The sequence below is a fragment of the Arthrobacter sp. PL16 genome (genome assembly GCF_035985055.1).
Taxonomy (GTDB): domain Bacteria; phylum Actinomycetota; class Actinomycetes; order Actinomycetales; family Micrococcaceae; genus Arthrobacter_D; species Arthrobacter_D cheniae.
Window position 1 is genome coordinate 46697 of sequence record NZ_JAXCIC010000011.1, and the last position, 13107, is coordinate 59803.

A 13107-nucleotide genomic window follows, 5' to 3' on the forward strand; every position below is an offset into this window, starting at 1 on the left:
CGCCCACAGCGTCCACGTGGTCCGCTGACATCGTGCAGCCTTCACCTCGCGGTTGAACCGTCGGCATGATCAGGGGGTCCTGCGGGTGCGGAAACGTCCATCCCCGGGGGAGTTCGTGGTCCTTTCGGTGCTTTGTAGGCTCCGGGCCGGATCCGTTCCTCCTGTAAGGCCCTCACGGTCATCCGACAGATGGCCTCTTTTACCCAGGCACCGGCACGGCCACGAGCCGACAGTTTCCGGGGCGAATCGTCGGGCCCGACGACCTGGATGAAGCTGTCCGACCGGCCAAGACTCAGGCACTGCAGGGCGTACCCGATGGACGCCGGTTCCGGTTCGACTCCTCTCAGCTGGGCAAGAACCGTCCTGGCGGCGAAGCTTCCCATCGGAAGCGCCGCCGCGCACCCCATGCGCAGATGGCCGCCTGCGGTACGTGGCATGACAGCGGCATCGCCGGCACCGATGATGTTCGGGTGATTCCATGCCCTCAGGCACGCGTCGACCTTGAGCCGCCCCGAGGAGTCGGTGGCCAGACCACTTTCTTTCGCGAGTTTAGGAACGGCGAAGGAAGCAGCCCAGATACAAACATCGCCAACAATCAGTTCACCCGAATCCGTAACCATGCCCTGCTGCGTCACTGACATGACGCGTACTCCCGACCTGACGATGATGTTCAGCCGTTCCAGTGACTTCCGGACGCTTGCCCTGGCCCGGGGTGTCATCGATTCTGCAAGTTCTCCACCACAGAGCAGGGTGATGACAGCGTCCGGGTGTTGCTCCGCTATCTCGGAAGCCGCCTCGATGGAGGTGTATCCGCCCCCCACCATGGTGATGCGCTTGCCTGGACGGGCATTCTTGATCGCTGCCTGTGCTCGGAGGGCGCCGCCGGCATCAGCGATGGTGTGGGCATAGGTGCTTACCCCGGGAACCGAGTTGGAGGCCAGACTTCCAACGGTGTACACCAAGAAGTCGTAGTGCAGCGTCAGTCGGCCGGCCGCGGTTTCAACCGTGATGACCTGAGTCACAGGATGGATGAGAACGGTGATTCCTTCGAGGAGTCGGACGTCCGAGTGAAGTACATCGCTCAGCGGAATGGAGGCGGTCCGGGTTGTGCCGGCAGCGACTTGGTGAAGCCGAATTCTCTCGACGAACGACCCGAGCGGATTGATGATGAGGATCCGGATCTGCTCCGCTTCCTCATTTGTCAGGGAGGAACGCAGCCTGTTGGCGGCCATGACGCCGGCGTAACCGGCCCCGATGATGACCACCGACCGTTCAGCTGCCCGCGTGTCGGTACGAGGCAAGGTTCGAGTCATTGTGTCAACTTCCAGGGTCGTTGCAGCTCGGCGGTTCGCAGGGCATCTGGACGCATTGGCGCCCAGGTGCTTCAAGGGCCATGAACGCGCCCGAGTCCAGGTGCCGGGCCGGCGCACGGTGATCTGCTGCCCCGACGGTACTCGCATGCACGTCAGGGGACCTTGTAGCGCGCGGCAGTGGCGTAAGCACCCCCGTCACCGTCACCGTCACTACGTCTGGAGGTCCAACCTGCCGGATTGGGCAGCCTTCATCGTTCAGCCGTTGCTACGTCGAGTACGGCCGGGCGGCTGATCAGAATGCTCACCGGGCGGAAGCCCTTGATGATGAGCCACAGTGCCAGGCTCAGCTCCCAGGCAAAGACGGGGAACGCGACGATCAGCCCAAGGGGGGAGAACTGGTCGTAGGCGCCGAACATCACGGCGACCGCAGAGAGGGAGATCATCGCACCGCCGGCCAGCCCGAGGACGGCGATCGGACGGGGCACCAGACGCGATGAGTACATCAGGGCGGCCAGGAGGAGCGAGGCGGCACCGAGGGCGAAGTTCGGTCCGAATAGGTACGTCCATTCGCGCAGAGCCACCAGCGAGGAGCTGATGGTGGAGAGTACCTCCGGGTCCGCGCCGGCGGCGAACTGCCGGCGAAGCGTGACGATCGTCAACAAGCTGAGGGTCCCCACGAGAATGAGCGCACCCTCCAACAGTCGGGCCGCAAAGAACGCCAGTGCGAGTCCCTCGTTCTGGCGCTTGAGGATCGGATATAGCGTCACAGCGGTCCCGACGGCGGCAATCACCAGGAGCAGTTCGAAGAGGGCACCCAGGAGGATCCTGCCATCCGCCCCTGCCCCGGTGATGTAACCGATGTCTGTGAGGATCGGGCTGTAGAGGGAGGCTCCCACGATCGCGCCTACCTCGGTGAGCAGGAAGAACACGCCAGCGGTGACGGCGGTGGATCTGGACAGGTTCATGATGATTCCTTTTGATGGAGGTATACGGCGTACACCTATGTTTGGAACCGTAAGGTGTACACCGTACTCCTGTCAAGAAGTGTCATCTGCACGGGGCAAGGAAGTCCCTTGCTTGGAGGGAGGCGGTCGGTCGAACCACCGCCGACCGTGGAATCGAGCCCTACCGCGGGCAAGAGGAGGTAAGGTGTACGCCGTACTCCCGTTGATGAATCCATTGGCGGATGACAGGAAAGCTGGGCACATGACCGACGTACTCAAGGCTGACCGGCGTACCCGCCTCAACAGGGACCGCGTCCTGCAGGCCGCCGTCTCCCTGGCCGACGAAATCGGCATTGACTCGCTGAGCATGCGCAGGCTCGCCCAGGAACTTCAGGTAGTGCCGATGGCCCTGTACAAGCACGTCTCGAACAAGGAAGAACTCCTCGACGGCATGGTCGAGGCGATCGTCGCGGAGATCGATCCTCCCGAAACCGGTGCTGATTGGAAGAGTGCTGTTCGCCTGCGGGTGCTCTCGGCGAGGCGCGCGCTCCAGCGGCATCACTGGGCGCGCCGGGTCATCGAGTCGCGTACCACCAAGACCCCCGCGGTGCTCGCCTACTGGGATTCGTTCATCGGAATGTTCCTCGACGGGGGATTCTCGGCCGATCTCACGCACCACGCCCTGCATGCCATCGGTGGCCGCATGTGGGGGTTCACGCAGGAGCTCTTCGACGACCCCGCTGTGCCCGCGGCAGCGACGCCGGTCGCTATGCCACCGGCCGCCCAGTCCGAGATGCTGCAACAGATGGCCGAACTGTATCCAAACATCGCTACCATCGCCGCACTGAGCGCCCACGACGACGCTTCGGTCGTGGGGCAGGGCTGCGACGACCAATTCGAGTTCGAATTTGCCCTTGATCTGCTCCTGGACGGATTCGAGCAGCTGCACAGCGAGGGCTGGAACTCAAAGCTCGGGCTGCGCGGCACTGCATAATCCTTCGCACCTGAAAGCTCCACAACCCACCTCGTGTCAGGTGTGCAGGGAGCCTCCGCCGATGCGACAGAAGAGTGCATCACGGTGACCCGCCGATCGCTGGTGTCGCCGGTACCTTCGTGCAGTGTGAGCGTGGTTGCCGGTTTCGAGAGGCGCCGGGACGGACTAGCCGGAACGACGCGAGAGCGCTCGCGTTCGTCCGACGGCGCTGATGCCACCGGCAAGGATGGTGAGCACTGTCGCAAGGGCGAGCGGTGCCCAGCCGGCGGAGCCTGTGATGGCGCCTGCGACGGCGGTACCGGCGGATCCTGCCGCGATCTTGAGGGCTCCCACCCAGATGAACACCTGCCCGCGTGCCGCGCGGGGCGCGTATTCGCTGCGGGCGGCCAACGTCGCTGCGAAGAACAACGCGTTGGCGATCCCAGCCAGGCCGAAAGCGAGAAGCGACACCGGGAGATTCGGGCCGAGGATGACCAGGATCAGCGTGACGGCGACGAGGACGGAGAGGGACGTCATCAACCGGTCGGCGTCCCCGCGCAGCGGCCGGAGCATCAGGCCGGCCGATCCGAGCAGGTTCCCGACGCCGTATCCGGCAACCAGCAGACCGGCCGATGACGCGCCGCCCATGGCTGGGGCGATCGCGACCGCGTAGATCGGTAGCGCGGCGACCGAGAACGCAACCGTGACGGTGAGTCCGAGCGTGCGGCGAAGCGGACCGTGTCTCCAGATACTCCCCAGGGTCCGCAGGGGTGAGGGGACGTCGACCGCCGGGTCGGGTGGAGCCTGCCGGGGGAGCGCCAGCACTGCCGCCGCGCCGAGGATGGCTGCTGCGGCGAGGACCAGCGTCGCTGTCAAGGGACTGGATGTTGACGAGATCCATGCCACCACGGCCGGTCCGAGCGTGCCACTGAAACCGTACGTCGCCACATCCCAGCTCTGTGCCCTGCGCTGGGCATGCTGGTCAGGACCGGCGATGGAAGGCAGGCGGCTACTGATCCCGCCGGTGAGCATCGGCCCGAAGATGCCGGACACGAACAGCAGAACAGCGGGCCAGAGTGCCCAGGTGATCGGCAGGAGCAGTGCAGCGGCACCGAGCAGCAGCCCGTGGAGGACTGCGGACACTGCGATCACTGTGAGCCCGTCCCGGGCGGTGTCCAGGCGGCGGGCGATAAAAGGGCCGAGGAGATGGGGTGCTGTGATGGCCGCCCCGAGAAGCCCGGCGACCCAGCCGGGCAGCCCGACAGCATGCGCCAGGAGCACGATGGCGACGACCGCGCCGCCGTCGGCGCTGCGCACCAGTGTCGCGGCAAAGACATACCGGATCAGCGCACCACGGTGATCGCTCACCCGACGCCTCATCCGGCCTGGAACTCCCGGTCGGCGTCTACTGGTCGAGGCCGAGCTCATCGATGACCTCGGCGACCCGGTGACGCTGGTTCTCGGTCAAGCCCTGGATAGGAAGGGGCAGGCTCGCGGCGGGTGCCAGCCCGAGGTGCTCGGCGATGGCGGCGACGACCCTGATGCTTCCCCCGAACTCGGTGAACAGATCCCACAAGGGGGCGAGCCGGTGGGCTTCGGTGGCGGCGTCGTACATCCGGCCCTCCTGGGCCGCCCGGGTGATCGTCCGGGCAAGGACGGGCAGGGTACCGCCGATGACCGAGTACCAGGTGTCGCATCCGGCGGCCATGCCGGCAGCCGCGCTGGCGTCTCCGGACACGCCGATGCTCACGTGGTCGGGGATGACGGCCCTGATGCTCCTGACCCGGGCCTGTGCCTGCTCGGGGTCCGCCGGTACAGCAGGGATCTTGATGGACGCGATGCCGGGCAGCTCGGCGATCCGTCCATAGAGCTCAGGAGTGAACATGAAGTGCGTGGTCCCGGGGTTGTCGTACACGATGACCGGCAGGGAGGAGTGTGTGGTGACGGTTCGGAACAGCTCGTACACATCATCGGGGGTGAGTGGCTGGTACGTCATGGGAGCGAGCAGAAGACCGGACGCGCCGGCCTTTTCCGCGTTGGCTGCATTGGTGAGGACGTGGGAGGTCCGCAAGGCTCCGATGCCGACGAAGACCGGGGTTCCAGCAGCGTGGGCGACAGCAAGCTGGGCGACGCGGTGTCGTTCCTCGGGCGTGAGGTACGCATACGAGCCGGTCGATCCCAGTGCCGTGATCGAGTCGACGTCGGCCGCTGCGAGCCGGTCGACCAGGCGGCTGAAGGATGTCTCGTCGACGGCGTCGTGGTGGAGGGGTGTGAGGGGAAAGGCGCTGAGCCCGGTGAACATGTGGAGACTCCCAGGGGGTGGGGTGAGGAACGTAGGCGAAGTGGGGAGGAGGTGCAGGACGCGTGGCAGGCCCTGTGTGAAACGCGCCTAGGGGGTGGATCCGAGTTCGGGTGTGCTGTGTGCTGGTTCGAAGGATCGGGTTCGGCGGCCTCCGCGCTGGGCTGCTGCGCCGGCGAGGACGACCAGCAGGATCCCGGCGAATTGGATGGGGGAGGGCTGCTGGTGGAGGACGATCAGGCCGAGTAGGAGCCCCATGGCCGGTTCCAGCGACATGAGGGTTCCGAAGGCGGTGGCGGTCAGGCGTCGTAGGGCCAGCATCTCGAGTGCGAAGGGCAGCACGGGCAGCAGGACTGCCAGACCCGCAGCTACTGCAAGGACGCCGAGGTTCATGTGACCGGCTGCTTGCGGGATGCCGATGATCGCAGCTGTCAGGGCAGCGACGGGGATGGTCAGGGACAGGGCGGAGATTCCCGTGAACCGATCACCGATCCGCTGGGTCAGGATGATGTAGATACCCCAGCCGATCGCTGCCAGTGCCGCGTACATGACGCCGACCAGGTTTACGTCACCATGCCAGGGCTCGGTGAGGAGGATGACCCCGCACAGGGCGAGCGCCGGCCAGATCAGCGCTCGCGCCGAGTGGCTGCGGAGGGCGGCGACGGAGAGCGGGCCCAGGAACTCGATCGCGACCGCGGTGCCCAGCGGAATGTGTTCGAGTGCGGACAGGAATCCGATGGTCACCAGCCCGGTCGTCACCCCGAGTCCGAGCAGGACCGGGACGTCGGCGCGGCGCACCCTGGACAGGGGTGGTCGGGCGATGAGCAGGAAGATCACCGCACCCATGCTCAGTCGGAGCCAGGCCGTACCGGCAGCTCCGACCTGCCCGATGAGATCCACCGACAGTGCTGAGCCGAGCTGCACGGACAGCATCGCGGTGACCGCCAGACCCCACGGAGGGACGGGACCACCCGCCCGCGACCGGATCATGATCGACCCTCCTCACCGAGCAGGCCGGATGCATTGGCAGTACCGGGTGCACTGGCAGTATCGGGGGTGATCAGGCGGCGGGTGATCGTCACGTTGGGTCCAAGCCGCTCCAGGTGACCGGACAGGTCATCGGCTGCGGCGGTGAGGTCATCCTCGGTCAGAGGTGCCAGGGCATCGAGGATGAACAGGGCCGACGTCGTGTTGTCGGTGAGCTGGGTGCGTCTGCCCTGTCGCCAGTTCCAGCGGCGGCACGTCACGCCTGCGTCATCCATCCACACGACCTCTCCCGGCTCGGGATGCTCGATGACGATCTCGCCGTTGCTGGCGGTGTCGAAGATTTCGTTCCCGGTCGCGCGGATGAGGGTGGGGGAGCCCTGGTACCGGGCGTGGTCCTCGCCGCCGAGGGGGATCTGGTGCAGTACCGAGATCGCGTTGTAGATATCCGTCAGGCGGTTCACGCGCGGCAGGCCCACAGGCGTACGGCGCAGGAGCGCTTCGAGGCTGTTACGGGTGCGGTTCGGCTTCGCACCGAAGCCCTGGTACGCCTCCCGCCACGACACGACATGGGGGAGCTCCGTGACCGGTCGCTCCGCCAGCCAGGCACCGGCGGCGGCTTCTGCTCGCTGCAGCAGCGTCTCGCTCTCGGCGTCACTGGGGCCGGCAACCAGCCCGTCGACGGCGATCAGCAATGCCCGGTAGTCGGGGCGGAGTGCGAAGACCGCCTCGTCGACACGGGCGGCTTCGAGGAAATCCTGATGCTGCCGTGCCTCAGTCATGGGTGCCCTCTTTCTGGGTGAATCCGACACCGGGCTCGAAGACGGCCAGTGAGAACCGTGCCTTGGTTTCGCTGTGGTTCACGTAGCTGTGGTTCACATCGCCGGGAAAGGTCAGCGCATCGCCCTCACCCAGCGTAAAAGGCTCACCGGCTACGGTGGTGGTGATCGTGCCCTGCTGTACCTGTAGGAGTTCCATCGTTCCGGCCGAGTGGGCCTCGCTGACGTGCTGTTCCTGAGCTTCGAGCGTCCAGTCCCACAGTTCCAGGACATTCGGTGAGCGGGTGCCGGCCACGAGGACCCCTGAGCCACCCAGATCACCCGTCCACAGAGCGGCCCCTTCGCCGCTGCGTATGACAGAGACAGGGGAGCTACGGGGTGGTGCCACCAATTCGGGCAACCCCACACCCAGGGCATCACTGATTTTCAGCAGTGTCCCCACACTCGGATTGGTCGCACCCTGTTCGATACTGACGATCATCCGACGACTCACACCTGTAGCTTCAGCCAGCTGGTCAAGGGTCAATCGGCGGTTCAATCGCTCATCCTTTACGCGTCTACCAATGGCTGTAGCGAGCACAGCAGCTTTCTCATCCATTCGTGCAGTATACTGCACTAATGGAGCATTGCGCAGCGAAAGTGCACGAGGGCGTTCAGACCGATGACCGCGAAGAGGTCGAGGCGTGATCGCGATCAGGCGTTCTTCGTCCGTCCCAGCGCCTCTGCTGATGATCTCCGCTGTGCTGTCCGTCCAGTTCGGTGCAGCGTTGGCTCAGACCCAGTTCGATGCCGTGGGCCCCACCGGCGCGACTCTTCTTCGGTTGGTCTTCGGAGCGCTCATCCTGCTGATCTACGTCAGACCGAGAGTTCGCCGGTGGAAGCGGGAGCAATGGGCGGCCGCGACCGTGCTGGGCATCGCACTGGCCGGCATGAACACCCTGATCTACCTCGCCATCGGCGAGATTCCGATCGGTGTGGCCGTGACGCTCGAATTCACCGGGCCACTCCTGCTTGCCCTCGTACAGACTCGGCGCCTCACCGATGCCGCATGGGCCCTGTTGGCGTTCGCCGGTGTCCTTCTCCTGGGGCTTGGCGCCGGCGCCGACCTCTCGCTCGCAGGCATCCTCTTCGCGCTCGGCGCGGGCGCTTTCTGGGCCCTTTACATCCTCGCCAGTGCACGCGTCGGGCGACTGGTACCAGGCGTCGGAGGCCTGGCGGTCTCCATGGCGATCGGAGCGGTCATCGCATTGCCGCTCGGGGTTACAGCCGCTACCAGCGGAATAGCGGCCTCACCCATGGTGCTGCCGGTTTTTATCGGTGTGGCACTGCTATCCAGCGCCCTTCCCTATGGCCTGGAAATGCTCGCACTGCGGCGGCTATCCACGCGCATCTTCGGCGTGCTCTCCGCCTTGGGACCCGTCGTGGCCGCCCTCGCCGGTCTTCTGGTGCTAGGCCAGGCGCTCGGCCCTCGTGAGGTTATCGCACTTGTGCTGGTCACGGTCGCCTCCATCGGTGTCACGGTCGGCGTGCGACGACGGCGCGTCGACAACACGGCAGCTCTCATCCCCGAACCCGAGCGAAAAGCCTGATTCATGCCCCTGCCCACGAAGGACACCGAGATCACCTACCCGGACGGCGTGACCTCACTGTCCAGCGTTCGCGCGTCGAAGCACACCGGTCAACAGATACTCACCCCTTGGAAAGTCCCTTCGCCGCAGGGGCTTGGCGCCCTCCGCGCTCGCTGACCCTCCGCCGTCGCGGACCGCCTCAACACTTAACCTGGGTCTGCCACCTCCCCCGACGGGCCTACCGACATCCCATGCGGCGGCACGCACATCCAGCACCTCGCCGCCCTCGTCAGCATTACCACGTCGCTCCCGACAGCGGACATAGACGGTGGGGTTGAACTGATCATGGAAACAGGTTGCCAGCGACCGGCGCAGTAGAAAAACGGCTCGCATCTAGGCCTACACACCGACACTGCGAGGAGCCAGGTTTTGCGTTTTCGGAACGTGTAGCGGGAACCAACGGTCTCGGACTCGCGCTGGCCGATGAAGTACCGACGCTGGTGCGCGCCGAGGAGCATTTCAGCGCTAGTTTGCGCAAGTACACCTGTGCGGCCGTTCCCGTTTTCGACCCTGTAAGCGCGGTGTGGTCCGTGTTGAGCGCCCGAAAGTCGAACCGGCAGTAGGAACCCTGCGCACTATGCCCGCTCTCTGGAGAACGGCGTCGGATGGGGGGCGGCTGCGCTTTCGAGAGGAGACGTTGTTGCCGCGGTCGGAGAGCCGGGGAGGGGACGTGTCACGCTTCTCGGCCAAGCTCTGCGGAAAGCTCACCCGACTGTCAGAATCCTGTGCGCGTCGGGGGCCGGCACCCGACATGGTGGAGCAATGGCGCGCCCTGTGGACGCCTGAGCAGTCGAAACCCGACAAAGCTGTGATCATCGAGAACGCCAACTTTCTACCGGCCTGGGCTGCCCACGTGCTCGCTGCCCACGCGAGGAACATCCTCAGTTTCTCTCCGCGAGCCCCCGGAGCAGCTCCGTCCCTCCTCTGGGCCTTCACCGCTGAACATCCCTATCACGTGCCGCAACCCGGCAGGCGTCCGTGGCAACCGTGGTACCCGTACCTTCGCTTCGCGGAAGACCGAGCGATGCTATGCCTCTGGCGAGATGTGCCGCACGACAGACCAGACTGCGCGAACTCGACTTCACCCCTGCCGCCGAACGGATACTCACCAGTTACGGCGGGCCTGGGAACGTCGACGAACTCGTCCAGGTCATTCATGACGCCGCGCTCATCACGGAGACGATCGACACACGGCACCTTCCACCAGGACTACTAACGCCCAGTAGGCGGAAATTCGTGCCAGTCCTTAGCGGCTGCCACTAATGCCGTGTCTTGGAAGAGGCTGTCGTCGGCGCCGGAGTAGTTGCTGCCGATTCCTTCTCGCAGCTGGTCAATGGTGGGGCCCTGCAGTTCGTCGTCGTTAATCAGGTAGGCGCGCTCGGCGATAGTGCACCCGGCGTTAGCATGCGGCGTCGTCGGAGGCGCTTCGGGTGCCTTAAGGGCTTCGAGCAGCGCTAGGTCTGCCAGGTACTGCTCGGGCACCTGGAGTCGCTCTTTCCCGCTCCGGAGAACTTGGGCTTCGCGTTGCAGATCGGCCGCCTGGCGAGGGCGATGAGGGCCATCGGGTCGGACTTCAACACCGTGGTCCGGACAGTTCTCATAGAGCGCTGTCGTTTACGCTGGCTAAGGGGCTTGATGTGGCGGTTACTCCAGGCCTGCCCGACTCGTTTGGTGACTCACCGACGATGAAGCAAGCCCTCGCTGGTCAGCACGCGGATGCCTGCTTTGCAAAGCCCATTCGACGTTCCTGTCACCCTGATGGCAGGCGAGTTCAGGTGTGGCGGCGTCGGATATGGCTTTGTTCTTCGTATCCGGCAGCAATTTCAATCCGGCCGCGCAGCCTACGATGCCGGTTATGAACATCAGCTTTACCACGCTGAAGGGTTCTACGCCGGTGGCCATCGCCCAGCCCACGGTCAACGCGGCGCCAATTCCCACCCAGATCGCGTATGCGGTACCCAAGGGGATGGTCCGGATAGCCATGCCCAGACCCAGCATGCTGATCGTGACACTGACGGCGAAGACCGCAGTAGGCAGCGGTTTGCTGAAGCCGTCCGACGAACCGAGCGCCGTTGCCCAGACTGCTTCGAGGACTGCGGAGATCAGAAGTATCACCCAGGGGAGTGGACGCTTTGGCACTACGCCCCCACCTTCAGGCCTACGACGCAGGCGGCAATACCTGACAGCAGGAGCAGTCGCAGCACCGTCGGCCGTTCCGCCCCTATGGCGATTGCATAGGCGGAGGTCAAAACCACGCCAACGCCAACCCATACTGCATAGGCCGTGCCGGTCGGGATGGACTGCATCGCGATGGCCAGGCCACCGGTGCTGGCGGTTACGGAAACCAGAAATAGGGTGATGCAGGCGACACGGCGACGACCAGAAGTTTGGAAAGCACGATGCAGCGCTGCGGCCCAAACAGCCTCAAGAGCGCCAGAGAGAACAAGTACCAACCAGGCCATACGAATCCTTTCCATCAGCAGAAGTCGACAGAGCTCTTCCGACGCGCGACGCCCCGGCGAGCATTGTGCTCGTCGGGGCGTCCGGCTGACCGGGTTGTCAGGGGGCGAGAGATGGGGCAGGGGCGGCTTTGGTATGTCGTCGCAGTTCGTACTGGGTGAACAACCAGATGGGGATATAGGCCCCCAGGACGACGAAACCGAGCCAGGTCGAGGCCCAGCCGATTTCTTGGCTATTGAGATAGACCACACCGATGACGCAGAACGGCAGGTTGAACAGGCCGAAGATCAGTGCGACGTTCGTCCAGCCCTTGGGTGCTTTGAAAGGGCGTTCCAGGCTGGCGAACGACGGGTGCTTCTTGGCTTTGACGTAGGCGAAGAGGCTGATGCCGTTGGCGCAGGTGTAGCCAATGGCGGCAGCGGCAAGGATGGCCGGTATGGATCCTATGGAGATGAGTGCCATATTGAAGGCTGCGGTGACGAGCATGGCAACGAACGGGGTTCCGTGCCGGTTTGTCTTGCCGAAGACCTTGGGGAGGTTACCTTCGGCTGACATGGAGTGCATTGCGCGGGAGGAGCCAAGATAAGCGGTTTGGATGATCAGGATCATGGCGGCGATCAGCATGATGATGGTCACGACGGTACCGACTTGTCCGAAGACTGCCTGAGCGACTGGGATCAGGGGTGAGATGGGCTCCGCCATGACACCATCAACACCGAGTACGCCGATTACTACGGCTTGAACCAGCACATAGGAGAAAAAGCAGACAATACCGCAGGCGTACAGCGCTTTGGGGACGTCTTTGCCGGGTTTTTTATATTCCGGGGCGTAGATCGCTGCTGTTTCCCAGCCACATGCACTCCATTGAGCGATGGCGAAGATGCCAAAGAGAATCAGGACGTGATGCAGATCCCATGACCAGTCAGTCGGCAACCAGTTGCCAGTGATATTCGCTATCTCGACGTGGCCGGTCGCAAAGGGCGCGATGGTCAGGATGGTCAGCGGTATCAGCGAGACGGCGGCAAGGATATAGCCGAGGATGGCGCCGTCTTTAAGGCCGAACCAGTTCACGATGGACAACCCGGTGAAGATCACCAGACCGGAGAGCAGAGAGAGTTGGTACTCGGTGAAGGTTGCGGCGAGAGCTGGAAACAGACCGTGCAGGTATCCGCCGACCAGGATGGCGAAAATCGCCAATACGGGGTTCCAGGCGAACCAGTAGCTCCAGGCGCTGAACCCGCCGGTCAGTTTGCCCTTGTCGTACTTGCCCTTGTAATTTTCGGTGCGAAACACGTGCTGCGCGAAGCCCGGCAGACCGGATGCCTTGGGAAAAGTGGTGGCTAATTCGGCATAGGCGGTGTTCTGGAAAAAACCTTGGAGGACGGATAGTCCCCACACGAGGATTGCTGCGGCGGAGACGTAGATGGGAAGGTAGCCCAAGGACGGAAGAATCAGCAGTGGCACTCCAAGCGAAATGGCAAGCCCCTGCTTCCAGTCAATCGACCGTTGTAGGTGGTCGACTTCATTCGATGTATCCTGGCTCATAAAATTCTCCTTCGAATAGCATGAAAAATGATAAGCAAAGTTAGCAGGTAGCGAGTTGCAATCTGCCATTCCCCGGTAGTATCGAGCCAGCCGTTCAGATTGAGGCGCCTTGAATTTCTGCAGCAAGTTCCGCCAAGTAAGAAGAACAGGGTCGACGTAAGTGATTTACGGCCAAATAACCG

General features: G+C 63.9%; 13 protein-coding genes and 1 pseudogene. 3 read left to right on the forward strand and 11 right to left on the reverse strand.

Going from position 1 to position 13107, the window contains the following annotated elements:
• Positions 1 to 41: 41 nt before the first annotated feature.
• Together RCH21_RS16065 and RCH21_RS16070 are read right to left on the reverse strand one after the other, a co-directional pair.
• Positions 42 to 1313, reverse strand: coding sequence for an NAD(P)/FAD-dependent oxidoreductase (locus tag RCH21_RS16065; RefSeq protein ID WP_326965228.1), 1272 nt, complete (start codon positions 1311 to 1313; stop codon positions 42 to 44).
• Positions 1314 to 1561: 248 nt separating this feature from the next.
• Positions 1562 to 2278, reverse strand: a complete 717-nt coding sequence (locus tag RCH21_RS16070; protein WP_326965229.1) for a DUF4386 domain-containing protein — start codon at positions 2276 to 2278, stop codon at positions 1562 to 1564.
• Between the two features lie 241 nt (positions 2279 to 2519).
• On the opposite strand from RCH21_RS16070, the gene RCH21_RS16075 reads away from it, so the two are divergent.
• The gene (locus RCH21_RS16075; RefSeq protein ID WP_326965230.1) at positions 2520 to 3251 is read left to right on the forward strand and encodes a TetR/AcrR family transcriptional regulator C-terminal domain-containing protein; all 732 of its coding nucleotides are present in this window, start codon (positions 2520 to 2522) and stop codon (positions 3249 to 3251) included.
• Between the two features lie 165 nt (positions 3252 to 3416).
• Here RCH21_RS16075 and RCH21_RS16080 read toward each other — a convergent pair whose 3' ends face one another.
• The 5 genes from RCH21_RS16080 to RCH21_RS16100 form a co-directional block, all read right to left on the reverse strand.
• A complete protein-coding gene (locus tag RCH21_RS16080; protein ID WP_326965231.1) occupies positions 3417 to 4598 on the reverse strand; it encodes an MFS transporter in 1182 nt (393 codons plus the stop codon).
• Positions 4599 to 4635: 37 nt separating this feature from the next.
• Positions 4636 to 5532 (reverse strand): dihydrodipicolinate synthase family protein, encoded by an 897-nt coding sequence (locus RCH21_RS16085; RefSeq protein WP_326965232.1) that lies wholly within the window; start codon positions 5530 to 5532, stop codon positions 4636 to 4638.
• A gap of 87 nt (positions 5533 to 5619) precedes the next feature.
• Positions 5620 to 6519 carry an EamA family transporter gene (locus tag RCH21_RS16090; protein ID WP_326965233.1) on the reverse strand — a complete coding sequence of 300 codons (900 nt, stop codon included), beginning with the start codon at positions 6517 to 6519 and terminating at the stop codon, positions 5620 to 5622.
• Positions 6516 to 7295: a B3/B4 domain-containing protein gene (locus tag RCH21_RS16095; RefSeq protein ID WP_326965234.1), complete on the reverse strand. Its 780-nt coding sequence runs from the start codon at positions 7293 to 7295 to the stop codon at positions 6516 to 6518. The genes RCH21_RS16090 and RCH21_RS16095 overlap by 4 nt, the downstream gene beginning before the upstream one ends.
• The gene (locus RCH21_RS16100; protein ID WP_326965235.1) at positions 7288 to 7890 is read right to left on the reverse strand and encodes a helix-turn-helix domain-containing protein; all 603 of its coding nucleotides are present in this window, start codon (positions 7888 to 7890) and stop codon (positions 7288 to 7290) included. Before RCH21_RS16100 ends, RCH21_RS16095 begins: the two co-directional genes overlap by 8 nt.
• 130 nt (positions 7891 to 8020) lie before the next feature.
• Here RCH21_RS16100 and RCH21_RS16105 point away from each other — a divergent pair, with 130 nt between their 5' ends.
• Positions 8021 to 8881 (forward strand): EamA family transporter, encoded by an 861-nt coding sequence (locus RCH21_RS16105; protein ID WP_326965236.1) that lies wholly within the window; start codon positions 8021 to 8023, stop codon positions 8879 to 8881.
• Positions 8882 to 9949: 1068 nt separating this feature from the next.
• Positions 9950 to 10183 (forward strand): hypothetical protein, encoded by a 234-nt coding sequence (locus tag RCH21_RS17215; protein WP_442784729.1) that lies wholly within the window; start codon positions 9950 to 9952, stop codon positions 10181 to 10183.
• Here RCH21_RS17215 and RCH21_RS16110 read toward each other — a convergent pair.
• The 4 genes and pseudogenes from RCH21_RS16110 to RCH21_RS16125 form a co-directional block, all read right to left on the reverse strand.
• Positions 10133 to 10402, reverse strand: coding sequence for a hypothetical protein (locus RCH21_RS16110; RefSeq protein WP_326965237.1), 270 nt, complete (start codon positions 10400 to 10402; stop codon positions 10133 to 10135). The two genes, RCH21_RS17215 and RCH21_RS16110, sit on opposite strands and share 51 nt — an antisense overlap.
• A gap of 330 nt (positions 10403 to 10732) precedes the next feature.
• Positions 10733 to 11059: pseudogene (locus RCH21_RS16115) on the reverse strand (DMT family transporter); the annotation flags it as partial.
• Positions 11059 to 11382, reverse strand: coding sequence for a DMT family transporter (locus RCH21_RS16120; protein ID WP_326965238.1), 324 nt, complete (start codon positions 11380 to 11382; stop codon positions 11059 to 11061). The gene RCH21_RS16120 and the pseudogene RCH21_RS16115, both read right to left, overlap by 1 nt.
• A 97-nt stretch (positions 11383 to 11479) precedes the next feature.
• Positions 11480 to 12925 (reverse strand): APC family permease, encoded by a 1446-nt coding sequence (locus tag RCH21_RS16125; RefSeq protein ID WP_326965239.1) that lies wholly within the window; start codon positions 12923 to 12925, stop codon positions 11480 to 11482.
• Between the last annotated feature and the right edge of the window lie 182 nt (positions 12926 to 13107).

Coding starts and splice junctions, on each gene's coding strand:
- RCH21_RS16065 (WP_326965228.1), bottom strand. CDS start 1,313: ATGACTCGAACCTTGCCTCGTACCGACACGCGGGCAGCTGAACGGTCG.
- RCH21_RS16070 (WP_326965229.1), bottom strand. CDS start 2,278: ATGAACCTGTCCAGATCCACCGCCGTCACCGCTGGCGTGTTCTTCCTG.
- RCH21_RS16075 (WP_326965230.1), top strand. CDS start 2,520: ATGACCGACGTACTCAAGGCTGACCGGCGTACCCGCCTCAACAGGGAC.
- RCH21_RS16085 (WP_326965232.1), bottom strand. CDS start 5,532: ATGTTCACCGGGCTCAGCGCCTTTCCCCTCACACCCCTCCACCACGAC.
- RCH21_RS16090 (WP_326965233.1), bottom strand. CDS start 6,519: ATGATCCGGTCGCGGGCGGGTGGTCCCGTCCCTCCGTGGGGTCTGGCG.
- RCH21_RS16095 (WP_326965234.1), bottom strand. CDS start 7,295: ATGACTGAGGCACGGCAGCATCAGGATTTCCTCGAAGCCGCCCGTGTC.
- RCH21_RS16100 (WP_326965235.1), bottom strand. CDS start 7,890: ATGGATGAGAAAGCTGCTGTGCTCGCTACAGCCATTGGTAGACGCGTA.
- RCH21_RS16105 (WP_326965236.1), top strand. CDS start 8,021: ATGATCTCCGCTGTGCTGTCCGTCCAGTTCGGTGCAGCGTTGGCTCAG.
- RCH21_RS17215 (WP_442784729.1), top strand. CDS start 9,950: ATGCCTCTGGCGAGATGTGCCGCACGACAGACCAGACTGCGCGAACTC.
- RCH21_RS16120 (WP_326965238.1), bottom strand. CDS start 11,382: ATGGCCTGGTTGGTACTTGTTCTCTCTGGCGCTCTTGAGGCTGTTTGG.
- RCH21_RS16125 (WP_326965239.1), bottom strand. CDS start 12,925: ATGAGCCAGGATACATCGAATGAAGTCGACCACCTACAACGGTCGATT.